Here is a 13,147-nt window from a genome sequence, read left to right as displayed (position 1 = left end):
CACTAGAGATAGTTTGGTTGCTGACGAAGGCGTGGGCGAGGAGAAAGTCCCTAGGCGACGCCTAGGGACAGACGGCTGTCGTAAGTAAAATATATCATTAAGCTCTTGTGTTAGATTTATGTCTGAAGGTGGTGACGTTGCGACAGCCATAGGGGCTGTCCGTCTCTACTACACCTCAGCCCTTAAAGACGAGCTTGAGGAGCTCCTCAACCACCTCCTAGCCAGCTGAAGAAGCCACGGCTCCGCCCCGGCGGGCGGTCTAAGCCCCTTCAACATCCTGGCCTCCTGCACACTCTCCTCTTTCCTTCTTCTAGCGGCTTCGTCGCCTCTAGGCGGGACCCTAATTTCGCTTGGCTTCCCCTCGGACATATTGACAAAAGTAAAGTAGCCGTCGGCAACTCTCCGTCGGCCCCTCTGGCCAAACGCCTCTACTACAAAGCCAATTTCTAGACTTGTAGAGCCAACGTGAGTAACCCCTGTTTTAACAGAGACAATATCTCCAACATAGATAGGCCTTCTAAAGACAATTCTGTTGACGCTAGCTGTCACATATATAGCTGGGTAAAACTGAAAAGCCTCTATAAACGCCAACTCGTCTAGTCTATAGAGAAGTCTCCCGCCGTACATTAAGACTCCATCGATAGAGTCTTCAGGCATTGCTAAGAAGCTACTTGTTAAATGCCAATCTCCCTCTACGCCGGGCTCTTCCCCTTCAACTATCGCATCTATATCAGACCTCCACCTCTGGAAGTAACTACACAACTCCTCCCATCCCACGTCGCAAATCACCCTCTTCCCCACAGGCGCAGGCTCTCCTCCAGGCCCAAGTTTTACAAATATCATTCTACCTACTGTAGCCAAGTTAGTCTCGCCCCCTCTCTTTACATAAGACTCCACTAACACAGAGATACTACTCCGTCTGACGTTTACAACCCAGCCTCTGAAAGTTAATAAATCGCCGGCCCTCACCGGGGTGACAAAATGCATCCTGTCTAAAAACCCAAGTACCACATCTCCCTCGGCGAAATTCATAGCCGCTACACTGCCGACGTCTACAACCCACTGTAACATATAGCCGCCATATAACATACCAAGTGGATTTACATGTCTTTGCGACACCAACCGGGTGGATTCTACTAAAGTCCTAGATACAAATACCTCCACAAGCCAGAAGAAAAACGATATTAAAACCATGACCCTAGGCGTTATCGCCTCTTCCCGCCAGTGTTCATTACCCCCGCTCGTAATATAGATCTCTACACACTGGACTACGACAACTTGATATAAAAAGCCCCGGCCGGGATTCGAACCCGGGACCTCCCGCTGTCTTGCCAACAGCTACAAGGCATACGCGGGGCGTTACCCCAGGGCGCTCCGACCGGGCTGAGCTACCGGGGCTTGCCTTTATGTAAATAGCTATTTTTAAAATTTAAGGCCGGGGGGCCGACTATCATAGAGCCGCCTAGGGCGGCACTCCAGCGGCACTCTATAAGATAGAACCTCGGAAGAATATATATATTACTGAGCTATAGCTTTGGCGAGTTTTCCCTCGTAATACTCTATAATTTTCTTTTTCACTTCCTCAAAGTGAGTAGGCAACTCTTCTGGAGCTAATCCCCGCTGGAGGTATCGAGAGAATCTCGTCTTGTAGAGCTCTGGGTTTTCCTTCTTGAGTTTTTCTGCATATTCCGCGATGTGTTTACCAGATATTCTATCGTCGCTGGGGATGATCTCTTCGCCATGGGGAATCTCTAAACCGGCGTCTAGAGCGCCCTTAAGCACTGCAAACACTCTCGACCCAGCCACAGGTCTGTGAAGACCTATGTCAAGCACAGCTTCTTTCACACCACGTATTCTCGCCTTGTATCCAACGATAAGCCCCAGTAGGTATGCGGCCGGGGTGTTGTTCTCATCTCCCTTCCAGCCGAATTTAGCAAGCGCCCTTGTGTCTATGCCTACAATAGTCACGTCGCCTTGTGGCTTTGCCACAACGACCTGAGCAATTATGTGTTTGTTTGTCTTCCTAACCACAAGCCTAGGCTTTTTAGAGAGTAGTAACTTCCTCCTCTTCCTATAGTTAGTGAGGCCCTCCCTCCTCCTTCTAAACGGAACCTTATATCTAGGGCCTCTTGCCATGTTACCGTACAGGCTCTTTCGCTAGCTTATGTTCGTTTATATACATCTTCAAGTGACTTAAGTCACGGAAGTAGTTGCCCTTCACCATCCTATATAGCTGTCTCCAGACTCTAGGTTCTATCAAGCCCTTTTTCTTCAAAGTATTTAGAAATCTCCTCATGGCCCTCACTTTGTTTTTCCACACCTCTTCTTCGTCTGTCCTCCTCCCCTTGCGGCTACCGTGTCCCCTCCTCCTCCCCTCCTTCTTTTTCTCATGTCTAATACGCCAACGTCCTCTAGATACGCCTTTTTTCTGCTCAGCCCAAATAAGCCCTTGGTCTATGAGCGCTCTTACATCGTCTTTAGTAACCACCTCTTCTAACCTCTCGGCGGCTTCAGGCGATATCTTTACCCTACTTACCCCAACTCCCAAGATTTCTGCCGCAAGTCTTTTCACATCGACCATACCTATTGGCTAGACTGGGCCTTATTTAACTCTTTCTTCAACAGCTCCTCCACCCTTTTCCCAGGATTAAGCACGTAGAATCCCAGCTCTCGCGCCTTTTTCACAATCTCAAGTCTTTTCTTTAGCCCCACTGTCCTCCCTATTCTAACGGCGTGTATCTTGGGGTCTAGTTTACTCAGCTCCTCTGGGCTATGTACAATAGCTTCTACAAAGCCGCTGGGGTGTAGGCCGCGTACGGCGGCAGGCTTGCGGTAGCCTACCTCCACAGGCTTAGGCCAGCCCTTCCACTTTCTCCTAATCTTATTGTCAAGCGACCTCTGGTTCCTCCATCCACTATCCTCAATCCTCTTATACCTCCACTGGTCTATACGCACGAAGTCAGGCTTCTTCCTCTTAAGTAAAAGCCTTAGCCTAAGCAATCTCCTAAGGGGCTGTGGGAGCTCTCTCCTAGGTCTCGCAGACACGAAAAACGGGGAGTAAAAGAGTATTTAAATTTCATCGCTATTTCTTAGCACGATCTCTTGAAAGGCGAAACTTACCGCGTTGTAAGACCCCCTACGAGGGCTACGACCGCGCTCCCTGCCCTAAAGGGCGGGGCTTTCAATTGTAAATAGAGAGGCTTCAGAGACGTTCTCTAGTCTTGACGCGCTTGAAAATCCCAGGAAGTGAGAGGGCGGTGGGGAGCGTCTTTAGTAAACGTAAGCTAATAGAACGCCGCCGATTTTCCTCTCTTTAGCCTCGATATGAGACATAACGCCCTGGCTTGTGGAGATGACTAAAATTCCTATCTGTCTAGCGGGGAGGAACTTCTGCTCCCATTGAACAATCTCTCTATATTTCACCGGGTATCTAGGCCTTATTGGGCCGATGTCGTTGATCTTCCCAAGCAGCTGGACTACGTATTTCCCACCTCTCCCGTCGTCGATATATTCTATTTCGCCAACGTAGCCATAACGCTGAAGTACTCTTAATGTATGGTAGATTAGTTTATTCACAGGCCATATTACTACCTGTTTCTTGCCCATTATCTCTGCATTTTTAATCTGGATCAAGGCGTTAGAGAGCAGGTCAAGCATCACCATCGTCTCCGCGAACCCCCTACCTTTAAAAACATTTCGCCTAACTCCAGATCTAGAAAGGCGACAAAAATACCACTGCTCTCGAATATAAGCTAGTGACGGAGAGTTTTGTTAATAGTATTTTCTAAAGCCAAGTTGTGGAGCTACCTCTCGGAAACACCTCCTACATAAATACAGCCCGTATTTACGTATCACAGCCTCTCTAGTGCCACATCTAATACACCTTATCTTGCTCTTGCCGTAGGGCCTCTCCTTTGGAGGTTTTGTAGACGGCACAGCCGGAAAAAGGGGGGTGTATTTAAAATTTTACGACTGTAGAAATAGCTCGAAATTCCGCTGGAAAATCTCGTCTAATTTACCAGTTTGCATAAGATTCTCAATTACTTGATCTACAACTAGCTTAAGATCTTGGGCACATTTAGGCATAGCCACCGAGATGTAACCTGCAGAACCAGGAAGCTCAAACGCGATCTTGAGATCGGGGAATTTTCTAACAAGAGCTGTGGCGATGGAGCGGTCTAGGATTATCGCGTCTACGTCGCCTCTCTTCAACACCTCGACCATATAGGGGTACACCTTGTCGTACCTTCTCACAGTCGCCTTCCCGGGCTTCTCCAAGTTTGTAGCCGCCCACTCTTCGTGGGTTGTGCCGATTTGTACACCCACGGTCTTGCCATAGAGATCTTCCACTTTGTTTATATCTGTGCGCGAAGCCTTAGTCACAACTACTATAGACTCCAGATAATACGGCATGGAGAACTCGAGGACTTTCTCCCTCTCAGAAGTCCAGGTGATGGCGCTGATGGCCAGATCCACGTCCCCCTTCCTAACGGCCTCTAAAAGGCCGGCGAATCTCATATCTCTAATCTCCAGCTGAACCCCCAGGGCCTTCGCGATCTCGCGGGCGATGTCTATATCCCAGCCCACTATCTTGTCGCCCATAACCCATTCCCAGGGAGGCCACGTGGCGTCTGTGCCAACTATTAACTTCCCCCTCTTCTTAATAACGTCGACAGAAACTGGACAAGCCGCTTGGGGAGAGGAGGGCGTGGCAGTTGTCGCAGTAGCGCTCGGCGTAGTGGTTGTAGCCGCTATGGAAGCCTTCGGCGCCGTGGAGAAGCCAACGAGGTAGCCCAAGACGAGACCTATGAGCAACGCCGCTATTGAGACAGCCACAGACTTCATGGTAATTGATAAATATCCTGTATAAAACATTTGCCATGAAGGTTGCCATCGTTGGAGGTGGAATTATCGGCCTTTTTACAGCATACCATCTGAGACAACAAGGCGCAGACGTGGTGATAATCGAGCAGGGAGAGCCAGGCGGCTGGTCTAAGGCGGCGGCGGGCATTCTGGAGTTCACACGCTTTGTGATAAACCGGATAAACGTGAGGTCCTACCCCAAGAGGTACCTCTCTATGGCTCTCCGTGGCGACGCGAGGATAAAGACTTGGGACTGGCGTTGGATTTCGGCATACCTCAGGGCGTGGGGTAGGGAGCCTACACAAGACATGTGGGAAGCTATAAAAACTCTCGGCGAATACTCCTGGCGTCAGTACAGGGCGCTGGCTGAGGCAGAGAATGACTTCGCTTACTCAGAAGAGCCTCTCTATGAGGTGGGGATAGACGTGGCGGCGGCGCTGGAAGAGGCCAAACGCGATCCCCTATCGCCGAAGGTGGAGACGGGCAGATGTTGTGGCAGAGAGGCGCTGGTGTATTTAGACGCCGCGAAGTTATCTACAGAAGACTTCGTGGCTAGAATGCTTAGAGAGCTACAGGGGGTCCAGATGGTGAGGAGGAGGGCGCAGGAGGTGGCCGGCCGGGAGGTCTGGCTAGAGGGCGGCGACGTGGTGAAGGCAGACGCAGTCGTGGTGGCTGCCGGCTACTGGGCGAGGAAATTCGGAATCCCAGTCGCCCCGTTTAAGGGGTACGGCTTCAGAACCACAGCCAAAGCCCAAAGCATGTTTATAGAAATGACCAAGGGGGTCGCGGTGGTGCCCCTCCCCAAGTGGACAAAGGTAACGGGTAGGTTCGACCTAGATGGCACGGAAGATCACAGTCCCTCTGCCAGGGTGTTGCAAAGAGCCCGGGAGGTCTTGGGCAACTTCGAGGTGTTAGACATGTCAGTGGGCTACAGGCCTTGTACCCCAGACGGGTTCCCCATAGTGGACAAGGTAGGCGAGGTCGTGATTGTAACAGGGGCTTGTAGACTCGGCTGGACATACGGCCCAGCCCTGGGAAAGCTGGCCGCAGACCTAGCCCTCGGGAAGCCCGGGGTAGAGGCCCTTACCGCGCGCCGCTTCCGCCGCTAGAGACAGACCCTGGCCGTGGGGAGGACAAAGGGGCCGAACCTCCTGTAGGCCCCCCTTGTATACGCCACAGCCGTCAGTGCCGCAGCCGCCGCATCGACGAGATCCCTCTGGCGCAGGCCCAGCCACCTCTCTACAGCCCTCCTAGACAGCCCCATCGCCTTTAAGCTCGTCGTTGGGTGCACCTCTATCACCACGCCCTCTAACGCGCCCGCAAGCCTAACCCCCCTCTCGGTAAGTTTAGCCATACCCCCCATCATGGGCGGCAGAAGCCTAAAGCCGAGTCTCCTCAACTCCCTCTCCACATCTCTCAAGCCGCGCCCCCCCGGCGGCATAGAGAGGGGGGCGTCTATAGCCACAACAGCAGGCTTAAACAAGCCGACGAGCTTGACGACATCTCCGTCGCCTAGCCCAAGCCCTAGGTAGAGGAGGTCACATTCCTCAAATACAGCAACGGCAGAAGGTCTACGCACCGAAAGGTCGACTCCGGCAACAACCACAAGAAAGAGAAGGTGAAGAGAAAAAAATTTACAGTTTCTTTGTACAGAACCACCAGGTCTTGCACTCGATTCCGGCCTCCTTTAGTCTCTTCTCGGCTTCTTCGTAAGTATGTGGCGGTGGGACTATTACTGGGTCGCCTGGCCTCCAGTCGGCTGGAGTGGCATAGCCGTATTTGTACGTGAACTGTATCGCGTCAATAATGCGCAGAATCTCGTCGATATTTCTGCCATTTGTCAACGGATATAGGGCGAACCAAACTAGCTTTAGCTCTGGGTCTATTAACGCCACCATTCTTACGGTGGCTGTTGTGCCTGGTGGAATTGCGTTAAACAAATTTGCTACTTGGAAATCTGGCACGTCGGAGATTATTGGAAATGGAATCTCGACACCCCACAGCTGTTTTATCTGCCTCTTCCACTCTATGTGGCTTATATCGGTATCTACACTAAGGCCAAGTAGCTCGACCCCCCTCTTCTTAAACTCCTCATATTTCTTTGCAAAGGCGATAAACTCTGTCGTGCAGACTGGCGTAAAGTCGCCGGGGTGGCTAAACAAGAGTAGCCACTTGCCCCTGTAGTCACGGAAGCACCTCCTCCCGGCGTCTGTACTGAAGCATAGATCTTCCGGAATTTTCATCCCCAGGTACGGGCCTTTTACTTCTGGCATAGATACAAATTCTATTTGAATTTATAAATGTTTCTATCCCGAAAATACTTCTGAAAGTTATAAATAGAAAAATTGGGCACGTAGGTTAAAGAGTTGAGACAATGGCGCCCCGGCCGGGATTTGAACCCGGGTCACGGGCTCGACAGGCCCGCTTTAGCTGGCACATGGCCATATACTAGTCCGGGCTATACTACCGGTTGGGGTAGCCGGCTGGCTACGGCCCCCGTCTAGCCGGGGCGGCTCTAACTACGGCTCACTTTAAAAAGTTTTTCGCCAACAACAATAGCTTTAGATTGGCAAAGCGCCCTAGGAGTTTTTAGAACTCCCTTAGCGAATCTAGATATTTTTCATGAGCAACAGCCGTTAAGACGGCGGCTGATGTTTTAGCCGCAACTTTATACATTTGTTTTATAAATCTATGGGCGGTCACTATATACTGCATAACTTGTCTCCCCGCCTTGAGGGGCGAGACTTTTAGTTATAAACATATAAGAGGCCGGCCTCTATCAAGGTCTCAGGGGTCGGGAGAAGAGGCTTGGCATACATGCTGCTTTTCAGAACGCTACTGCGGCAGTATGAGTCTAGTTGCCGAAAAAATGGGCGGTTGCAATAGCGGTAAACAAGTTTTTGTGTAGGTCTAGTGTTGTCTATGGAGGTGTTTGTTGGGACGTCTGGGTGGCTCTATTCTTGGAATTTAGGCAAGTCGCTTGAATGGTATGTGGAACAGAGCGGGCTTAACGCCGTTGAGCTCAACGCCAGTTTCTACAGATTTCCCACTAAGAGACAAACGGCGAAGTGGGCAAAAGTCGGCGGTGGGCTTAGGTGGGCTGTGAAGGTGTATAGAGGGGTTACCCACTTCGGCAGACTTTCTGATAGAGCACTAGAGCTGTTGAAAAGGTTTTTCGAAGTGTTCAAGCCGCTTGACCCATATGTAGATTTCTATCTTTTCCAAATGCCGCCTATCTTTGTCAAATCTAGCGTCAATATGTCACGAGTGGAGAAAATTGCCGGCTTGCTCGGGAGGAGGGCGGCGTTTGAATTTAGACACCCCAGCTGGTTTAGTAAAGACATTGTGGAATGGGCTGAGGATGTGGGCTTTACCCCCGTTTCTATAGATTCGCCAGATTGGGTTTGGATCGTAGAAGCTGGGGGAACCGTGTATCTACGGATGCACGGACGAACGCTTTGGTATTCACATTACTATGACGAAGAGGAGCTTAGAGAGGTTGCACAGAAAATTATAGAACTTAAGCCGGAGAGGGCCTATGTCTTTTTCAACAACAACCACGCCATGTTAGAAAACGCCAGGGCTATGTTTACAATTTTAAAAGAGCTTACGCAGTAGCTCAACGCCGAAGTATAACAACATGATGGCTAGAGCAGCGAGAAAGGCGGCGTAGCCCTTCGCCGAGAGGAGACGCGACGCGGCATTTCCAAGAGACGCCATGAGTACTAGCCAGAGGTAGTCCATCCAGACGTGTGCGGCATATACCGCGGCAAAGACATAGGGGGGTTGGGCGGCGAGCTCCGCCACTATGGGGCCGGCCACCGTTATCCACCAGAGGAGAAAGTAGGGGTTTAGAGCCGTTAACGCTATGCCTGCCACCAGAGGGTTTGTAAATTTAGACGTGGGGATGGCTGGCGGCCTACCTCTGGCTATCCTCCAGGCGTCTCTTAGGAGGAGGTACGTGAAATATAGTATGAAGGCGAGGGCGGCTACGGTCAAGGGGAGCTTATAGGTCTCGACGTTGATCTTGCTGAAGGCATAGACGAGGGCTGTAACGTAGGGAAGCTCAAAGGCCATGTGGCCGGCGGCGACATAGAGACCTGCTCTCCATCCGCGAGTTGCCCCCAATGCCACTGCAGAAGCAGTGAGGGGGCCTGGAGAAAATGCGCCAGATGGAGTTATCAGTGTTATGGAGAGGATTAAGTTTAACATGTTTAAACCCGTAGATCCTCCTTTATAATGTTTAGGTTGGGCATAGCTCAGATTTCCCCTGGTAACTTAGATAAATTAAGAAGTCTCGTGGGAAGGTCTGAGCCAGATCTACTGCTTCTACCAGAGTACTCTATGTTCGACCCCACCGGGCTCCCCCCGGAGGAGATTTGGAATAAGGCAGTAGCTATCGAAGATTTCACCAGCTTAATTGGACGTTTGGCAAGAGAGCTCGGCGCCTATGTGGTCGGGGGGTTCCTAGAGCGGGGGCCTAGGCCGAAGGTGTATAACACTACAGTTTTAGTAGATCCAGGGGGGAGGGTAGTGGGGTTGTATCGGAAGACGCATCTCTTCGACGCCTACGGCTATAAAGAGTCTGAGTTTGTAGAGCCAGGCGCCGAACTTTCGCAAGTCTATACAGTGAGGGGGGCCAGAGTCGCCTTTGCAGTATGTTTTGAGCTAAGGTTTCCAGAGGTGTTTAGAGAATTAGCTTTGGCAGGAGCCGACCTCGTGGCCGTCCCCGCCGCGTGGTATGCAGGTCCTCTAAAAGAGGAGATTTTACACATCTTGGCAAGGGCTAGAGCTATAGAAAATGGTATGTACATCGCAGTCTCAGCTCTCTGGGGACCGCGCTTCACAGGGAGGTCGGTTGTGGTAAACCCCTTCGGCGTTGTAGAGGCAGAGCTTGGCGCTGGGGAGAGATATCGCGAGGTCTTAATAGATCTACGTCTTGTAGAAGAAGCTAGAAAAACTGTGCCAACTATATATCTTAGAAGGCCACATTTATACAGAAGGCTATGTGATGAACATGGGAACGACGGATTTATGAAGAGGGCTTGATTATCTGAAGTCTCAGCAAAAATTAGGTCTGTCCTCGTCTGACACAACTTATATGTATATAGAAGCGACCTCTTCTTTCAAAGCCTGGGCCGGGCGGGGCTAAATATGTGGTACAGTCGGGCAGTCCGGCTTCTATAAATGCCGCATGTCTATTTCTACAGCTTTCACACTCTCCGCAGTGGGCTTCGCCAGATTTATAACAAGACCAGGTTTCGTATATCAAATCGCCCACCTCTTGATGACATATCTTAAGGAGTTGCGACTTTTTAAGCCCCTCTCTAGAGGGAGTCCAGATCTCTACGTCTCTCTCAGCGCGGAAGTGGCATATACGAAAGGCCGTCTGGAGAGCCTCTATACATTCGGGGGAGCAGTCCGGATATCGAGGTTCCCAAGTGTCTTCACGCGGTTTTATGTCGTCGTAATGCGCCCCGTAAATAACGTAAGTCTTCGCCCCGGTAAAATTCCTAATTGTATAGGCGTATGCGGTGGCAACCGCCGCCATTACGACATTTCTAATTGGGACGACAACCGTCGGCGTATATTCCCTCTCTACAGAAAGAGAGGAATCTGTCAGTTGTGTTCCACGCCATAGCTCGCCCAAGGCAGAGAGATTGACTACTCTATGTTCTACAACTCTCCCCCAGCCTCTGGCGGCGGCTAATTCATCTATCTTCCTAAGGACGAGTTGCGCCTTTTCTACCTCTACAGACGCCTTCTGGCCGTAGAGAAAAGACAACGCATGTATATCGCAACCCCTCTTAAGCCAGAGGACGGCGTAACACGTGCTGTCAGGCCCCCCGGATACGACGGCGACAGCGCGGCAAGGCCTTTCTGGTTTCACCAGAGTAGCCATGGTATTTTTTCACCCCCATAAAATATATTCCTCTCTAGCCAGCTCTTGAAGTATAGTCCTCTCGTAGCAGAGATCTCTTACCGAAAGCACGCCTACCAACTCGCCCTCTTTATTTACAACTACCACATGACGAATGTTATGCCGGCGCATAGTCTCCGTAGCCGCTAAAATAGGGTCTGAATCAAGTATAGTGATAGGCCTATTGCCTAATTCTATGGCAGGTTTATCCAGGTCTAACTCCTGTGCCACTGCCCTTATTATATCTCTCTCGGACACAACAGCGACAAGTTTTTAGGCTCTAGCTGTAAGTACCACAAGCCCCACCTTGTTTTTACTAGCTCCACCGCCACGTCTCGTATAGCGGCGGTCTCAGAATCGACGGCTTTTTCAAAAGCTCTGAACACTTCGTATATTTTATTTTTAATATTTCCGCCCTTTAGTATGTATAGACTATGTCTATTGGAAAATTCGCCTCAATGTTTAAGCCTTGACGCGCCACGAGTATAGACGCGCCTAGCACTTGGGCGCCTGCCTTGTTGCATAATCCGATTAATGCCCTCAGAGTTTTTCCAGTCCTGGCAATGTCGTCGACTATAAAAACTCTGCCTCCCCTTTTTATATACGTAGCGGGGATATATAGTGTAACGGGTCTCCCCTCTCTGAGATATGTATATTCGTAGTTTTCTACCCCTGGCTCTCTGTATTGCTTGGCGACTACCAACATAGCCTCAAATCTAGAGGCTGCGGCGACGGCAAGCGGTATTCCATCTACTGCAGCTGTTAAGACAACATCAACCTCAAGTCCCTCGAATTTACGCGCTATGTATATCTCGTAAAGATGCCAAAATTCGGGAAGGTTGACAAAAGACATGTCGACATATGTGTCATAAAGCTTAAGCTTAGCCTTAACCACAGTCTCTATAGGATACATCGACATAAGTTTCGCCAACATCTCCTGCGCCGTCTCAACAGAGGGTAACATATCGCCTGTCACATATCTTGACAACACACTCTCAGGAAGATCTAACAGAGGCGAGAGGTCTCTATAGGTGACGCCCAACAGCTTTTTTACTGACTTAAGATAATTCACTGCGTCTAGCTGAATTCTAAGACCCTCGATCCTCCTCACGTAAATATTTTATTGTGGAAAATTAAACAAATTCTCTGCCAATGATATTTCTCGCAATTATCAACTTAAGTATATTCTCAGCGCCTTCTGCTCCGACGTAATAAGACAAAATTCCCAACAACGCCCTAGCTATATTAGTCTCCTTAAAGTAAGAGGCGCCACCAAACCACTTCATAACTTCCAACGCCGCCTCTACTGCGAGACTGACAGATAGATATTTGGCTGTAGCTCCGGCAGTGGCGACGTCGTGTATTGTAAACGCAGTATCGCCGCTGTAAAACCTATCTGCAACCCAAGCCGCTCTATAGACTGCAAGTCTCGCGGCTTCAAGTCTTGCATAAAGTTCGGCAAATTTGAAACTTATCGATTGGTAACTTGCAATCGGCTTTCCAAAGACCACCCTCTGTTTAATCCACTCAAGCCCTCTGTCTAACAACCACCTAGTGGCGCCTATAGACGCCGCTCCTATAATTGTGCGGGCTAGGTTAAAGCCCTCCATTGCGATTTTAAACCCGCCGTTTAATTCGCCAAGCATAAAAACGTCCTCTACAGGAAGGCCGTCTAGCGTTAGATAGCCCGTAGAGAGACCATGGCGGCCTATCTCATCCCAATCTCTATGGGTAAAGCCCGGCGTCACTCTGCCCCTCCTCTTCAGAAGCGCTAGAAAGACTGTTATCCCTTTGTGTCTATCCTCAAGTCTGCCTGTCCTTGTAATTGCGACTACGCCGCCGCCATATGGCAAATTTAAGATTGTAGATACGCCAGTCACCATGTTTTTCTCGCCATATAGCTTCCACAAGCCGCCCTCTTTAACTGCTTTCGTTTGAAATGACGCCACGTCGCTGCCCCCCTGCGGCTCTGTAGAGCCTATGCCCACGAAGGCGCGGCCAGCCACAACCTCCGGCAGAACCTCCTCCTTCGCCTCATCCCGCCCGTGGCGCTGGACTATGTAAGGCCAAGCGGTCTCTAACAACACGTACACCGGAGTGGCGAGCGATGGGTCTGCATACGCTAACTCCTCCACTGCGAGCGCTGCTTGTAGAAACGTCGCCTCTTGCCCGCCGTATTTAGAACTTAGAGTCATACCCAAGAGGCCGGCCTCGCCTAATTTCGCCGCCACTTCCTCAATAGGCCACTTCCTCTCGTCTATTTCAACCCATCTGGGCGCAATAACTTTCTCAGCGAATGATTTAACAGATTCTACAAAAAGCTTATCCTCGCTAGATAAGCCGAAGTCCATATATATCTCTATA

General features: G+C 50.3%; 18 protein-coding genes and 2 tRNA genes. 3 read left to right on the top strand and 17 right to left on the bottom strand.

Annotated features, from left to right (window positions below; translation table 11 throughout):
- Window positions 1–168: 168 nt before the first annotated feature.
- The 8 genes from PISL_RS09605 to PISL_RS09570 all read right to left on the bottom strand — a co-directional run bounded on the left by PISL_RS09605 (window position 169) and on the right by PISL_RS09570 (window position 4,845).
- Window positions 169–1,194, bottom strand: a complete 1,026-nt coding sequence (locus tag PISL_RS09605) for an acyl-CoA thioesterase (RefSeq protein WP_011763592.1) — start codon at window positions 1,192–1,194, stop codon at window positions 169–171.
- A 95-nt stretch (window positions 1,195–1,289) separates the two neighbouring features.
- Window positions 1,290–1,398 (bottom strand) — tRNA-Thr (locus tag PISL_RS09600).
- A 120-nt stretch (window positions 1,399–1,518) separates the two neighbouring features.
- Window positions 1,519–2,136 (bottom strand): 50S ribosomal protein L18, encoded by a 618-nt coding sequence (locus PISL_RS09595; protein WP_011763591.1) that lies wholly within the window; start codon window positions 2,134–2,136, stop codon window positions 1,519–1,521.
- A 1-nt stretch (window position 2,137) separates the two neighbouring features.
- On the bottom strand, window positions 2,138–2,581 hold the full coding sequence (locus tag PISL_RS09590; protein WP_011763590.1) for a 50S ribosomal protein L19e: 444 nt from the start codon (window positions 2,579–2,581) through the stop codon (window positions 2,138–2,140).
- Window positions 2,582–2,583: 2 nt separating this feature from the next.
- Window positions 2,584–3,045 carry a 50S ribosomal protein L32e gene (locus PISL_RS09585; protein WP_011763589.1) on the bottom strand — a complete coding sequence of 154 codons (462 nt, stop codon included), beginning with the start codon at window positions 3,043–3,045 and terminating at the stop codon, window positions 2,584–2,586.
- 225 nt (window positions 3,046–3,270) lie between these two features.
- Window positions 3,271–3,663, bottom strand: a complete 393-nt coding sequence (locus PISL_RS09580) for a 30S ribosomal protein S8 (RefSeq protein WP_011763588.1) — start codon at window positions 3,661–3,663, stop codon at window positions 3,271–3,273.
- A gap of 108 nt (window positions 3,664–3,771) precedes the next feature.
- Window positions 3,772–3,936 carry a 30S ribosomal protein S14 gene (locus PISL_RS09575; protein ID WP_011763587.1) on the bottom strand — a complete coding sequence of 55 codons (165 nt, stop codon included), beginning with the start codon at window positions 3,934–3,936 and terminating at the stop codon, window positions 3,772–3,774.
- 30 nt (window positions 3,937–3,966) lie between these two features.
- Window positions 3,967–4,845 (bottom strand): ABC transporter substrate-binding protein, encoded by an 879-nt coding sequence (locus tag PISL_RS09570; protein ID WP_011763586.1) that lies wholly within the window; start codon window positions 4,843–4,845, stop codon window positions 3,967–3,969.
- A gap of 35 nt (window positions 4,846–4,880) precedes the next feature.
- On the opposite strand from PISL_RS09570, the gene dpdh reads away from it, so the two are divergent.
- Window positions 4,881–5,972 carry a D-proline dehydrogenase gene (gene dpdh / locus PISL_RS09565; protein ID WP_011763585.1) on the top strand — a complete coding sequence of 364 codons (1,092 nt, stop codon included), beginning with the start codon at window positions 4,881–4,883 and terminating at the stop codon, window positions 5,970–5,972.
- Here the strand turns inward: dpdh and PISL_RS09560 are convergent.
- The 4 genes from PISL_RS09560 to PISL_RS11595 all read right to left on the bottom strand — a co-directional run bounded on the left by PISL_RS09560 (window position 5,969) and on the right by PISL_RS11595 (window position 7,578).
- Window positions 5,969–6,469 (bottom strand): DUF429 domain-containing protein, encoded by a 501-nt coding sequence (locus tag PISL_RS09560; protein ID WP_011763584.1) that lies wholly within the window; start codon window positions 6,467–6,469, stop codon window positions 5,969–5,971. The genes dpdh and PISL_RS09560 overlap by 4 nt on opposite strands.
- A gap of 28 nt (window positions 6,470–6,497) precedes the next feature.
- Window positions 6,498–7,136, bottom strand: coding sequence for a peroxiredoxin (locus PISL_RS09555; protein WP_011763583.1), 639 nt, complete (start codon window positions 7,134–7,136; stop codon window positions 6,498–6,500).
- A 102-nt stretch (window positions 7,137–7,238) separates the two neighbouring features.
- Window positions 7,239–7,357, bottom strand: a tRNA-Asp gene (locus tag PISL_RS11090).
- A 95-nt stretch (window positions 7,358–7,452) separates the two neighbouring features.
- Window positions 7,453–7,578: a hypothetical protein gene (locus PISL_RS11595; protein WP_280531765.1), complete on the bottom strand. Its 126-nt coding sequence runs from the start codon at window positions 7,576–7,578 to the stop codon at window positions 7,453–7,455.
- A 207-nt stretch (window positions 7,579–7,785) separates the two neighbouring features.
- On the opposite strand from PISL_RS11595, the gene PISL_RS09550 reads away from it, so the two are divergent.
- Window positions 7,786–8,481: a DUF72 domain-containing protein gene (locus PISL_RS09550; protein ID WP_011763582.1), complete on the top strand. Its 696-nt coding sequence runs from the start codon at window positions 7,786–7,788 to the stop codon at window positions 8,479–8,481.
- Here the strand turns inward: PISL_RS09550 and PISL_RS09545 are convergent.
- Window positions 8,461–9,075: a LysE family transporter gene (locus PISL_RS09545; protein ID WP_011763581.1), complete on the bottom strand. Its 615-nt coding sequence runs from the start codon at window positions 9,073–9,075 to the stop codon at window positions 8,461–8,463. The two genes, PISL_RS09550 and PISL_RS09545, sit on opposite strands and share 21 nt — an antisense overlap.
- Before the next feature lie 27 nt (window positions 9,076–9,102).
- Here PISL_RS09545 and PISL_RS09540 point away from each other — a divergent pair, with 27 nt between their 5' ends.
- Window positions 9,103–9,912: a carbon-nitrogen hydrolase family protein gene (locus PISL_RS09540; protein WP_011763580.1), complete on the top strand. Its 810-nt coding sequence runs from the start codon at window positions 9,103–9,105 to the stop codon at window positions 9,910–9,912.
- A gap of 22 nt (window positions 9,913–9,934) precedes the next feature.
- On the opposite strand, the gene PISL_RS09535 is transcribed toward PISL_RS09540, so the two are convergent.
- The 4 genes from PISL_RS09535 to PISL_RS09520 form a co-directional block, all read right to left on the bottom strand.
- Window positions 9,935–10,765 (bottom strand): 7-cyano-7-deazaguanine synthase, encoded by an 831-nt coding sequence (locus tag PISL_RS09535; RefSeq protein WP_011763579.1) that lies wholly within the window; start codon window positions 10,763–10,765, stop codon window positions 9,935–9,937.
- Window positions 10,766–10,774: 9 nt separating this feature from the next.
- Window positions 10,775–11,041 (bottom strand): CBS domain-containing protein, encoded by a 267-nt coding sequence (locus PISL_RS09530; RefSeq protein ID WP_011763578.1) that lies wholly within the window; start codon window positions 11,039–11,041, stop codon window positions 10,775–10,777.
- Window positions 11,042–11,201: 160 nt separating this feature from the next.
- Window positions 11,202–11,894 (bottom strand): phosphoribosyltransferase family protein, encoded by a 693-nt coding sequence (locus PISL_RS09525; protein ID WP_011763577.1) that lies wholly within the window; start codon window positions 11,892–11,894, stop codon window positions 11,202–11,204.
- 22 nt (window positions 11,895–11,916) lie between these two features.
- Entirely contained in the window at window positions 11,917–13,134 is a 1,218-nt protein-coding gene (locus PISL_RS09520; RefSeq protein WP_011763576.1) for an acyl-CoA dehydrogenase family protein, read from the bottom strand.
- Window positions 13,135–13,147: the final 13 nt, after the last annotated feature.

This window comes from Pyrobaculum islandicum DSM 4184, assembly GCF_000015205.1.
GTDB lineage: Archaea > Thermoproteota > Thermoprotei > Thermoproteales > Thermoproteaceae > Pyrobaculum > Pyrobaculum islandicum.
The sequence above is the reverse complement of the archived record's forward strand: the minus strand, read 5'-3'. Positions and strand labels throughout refer to the sequence as shown.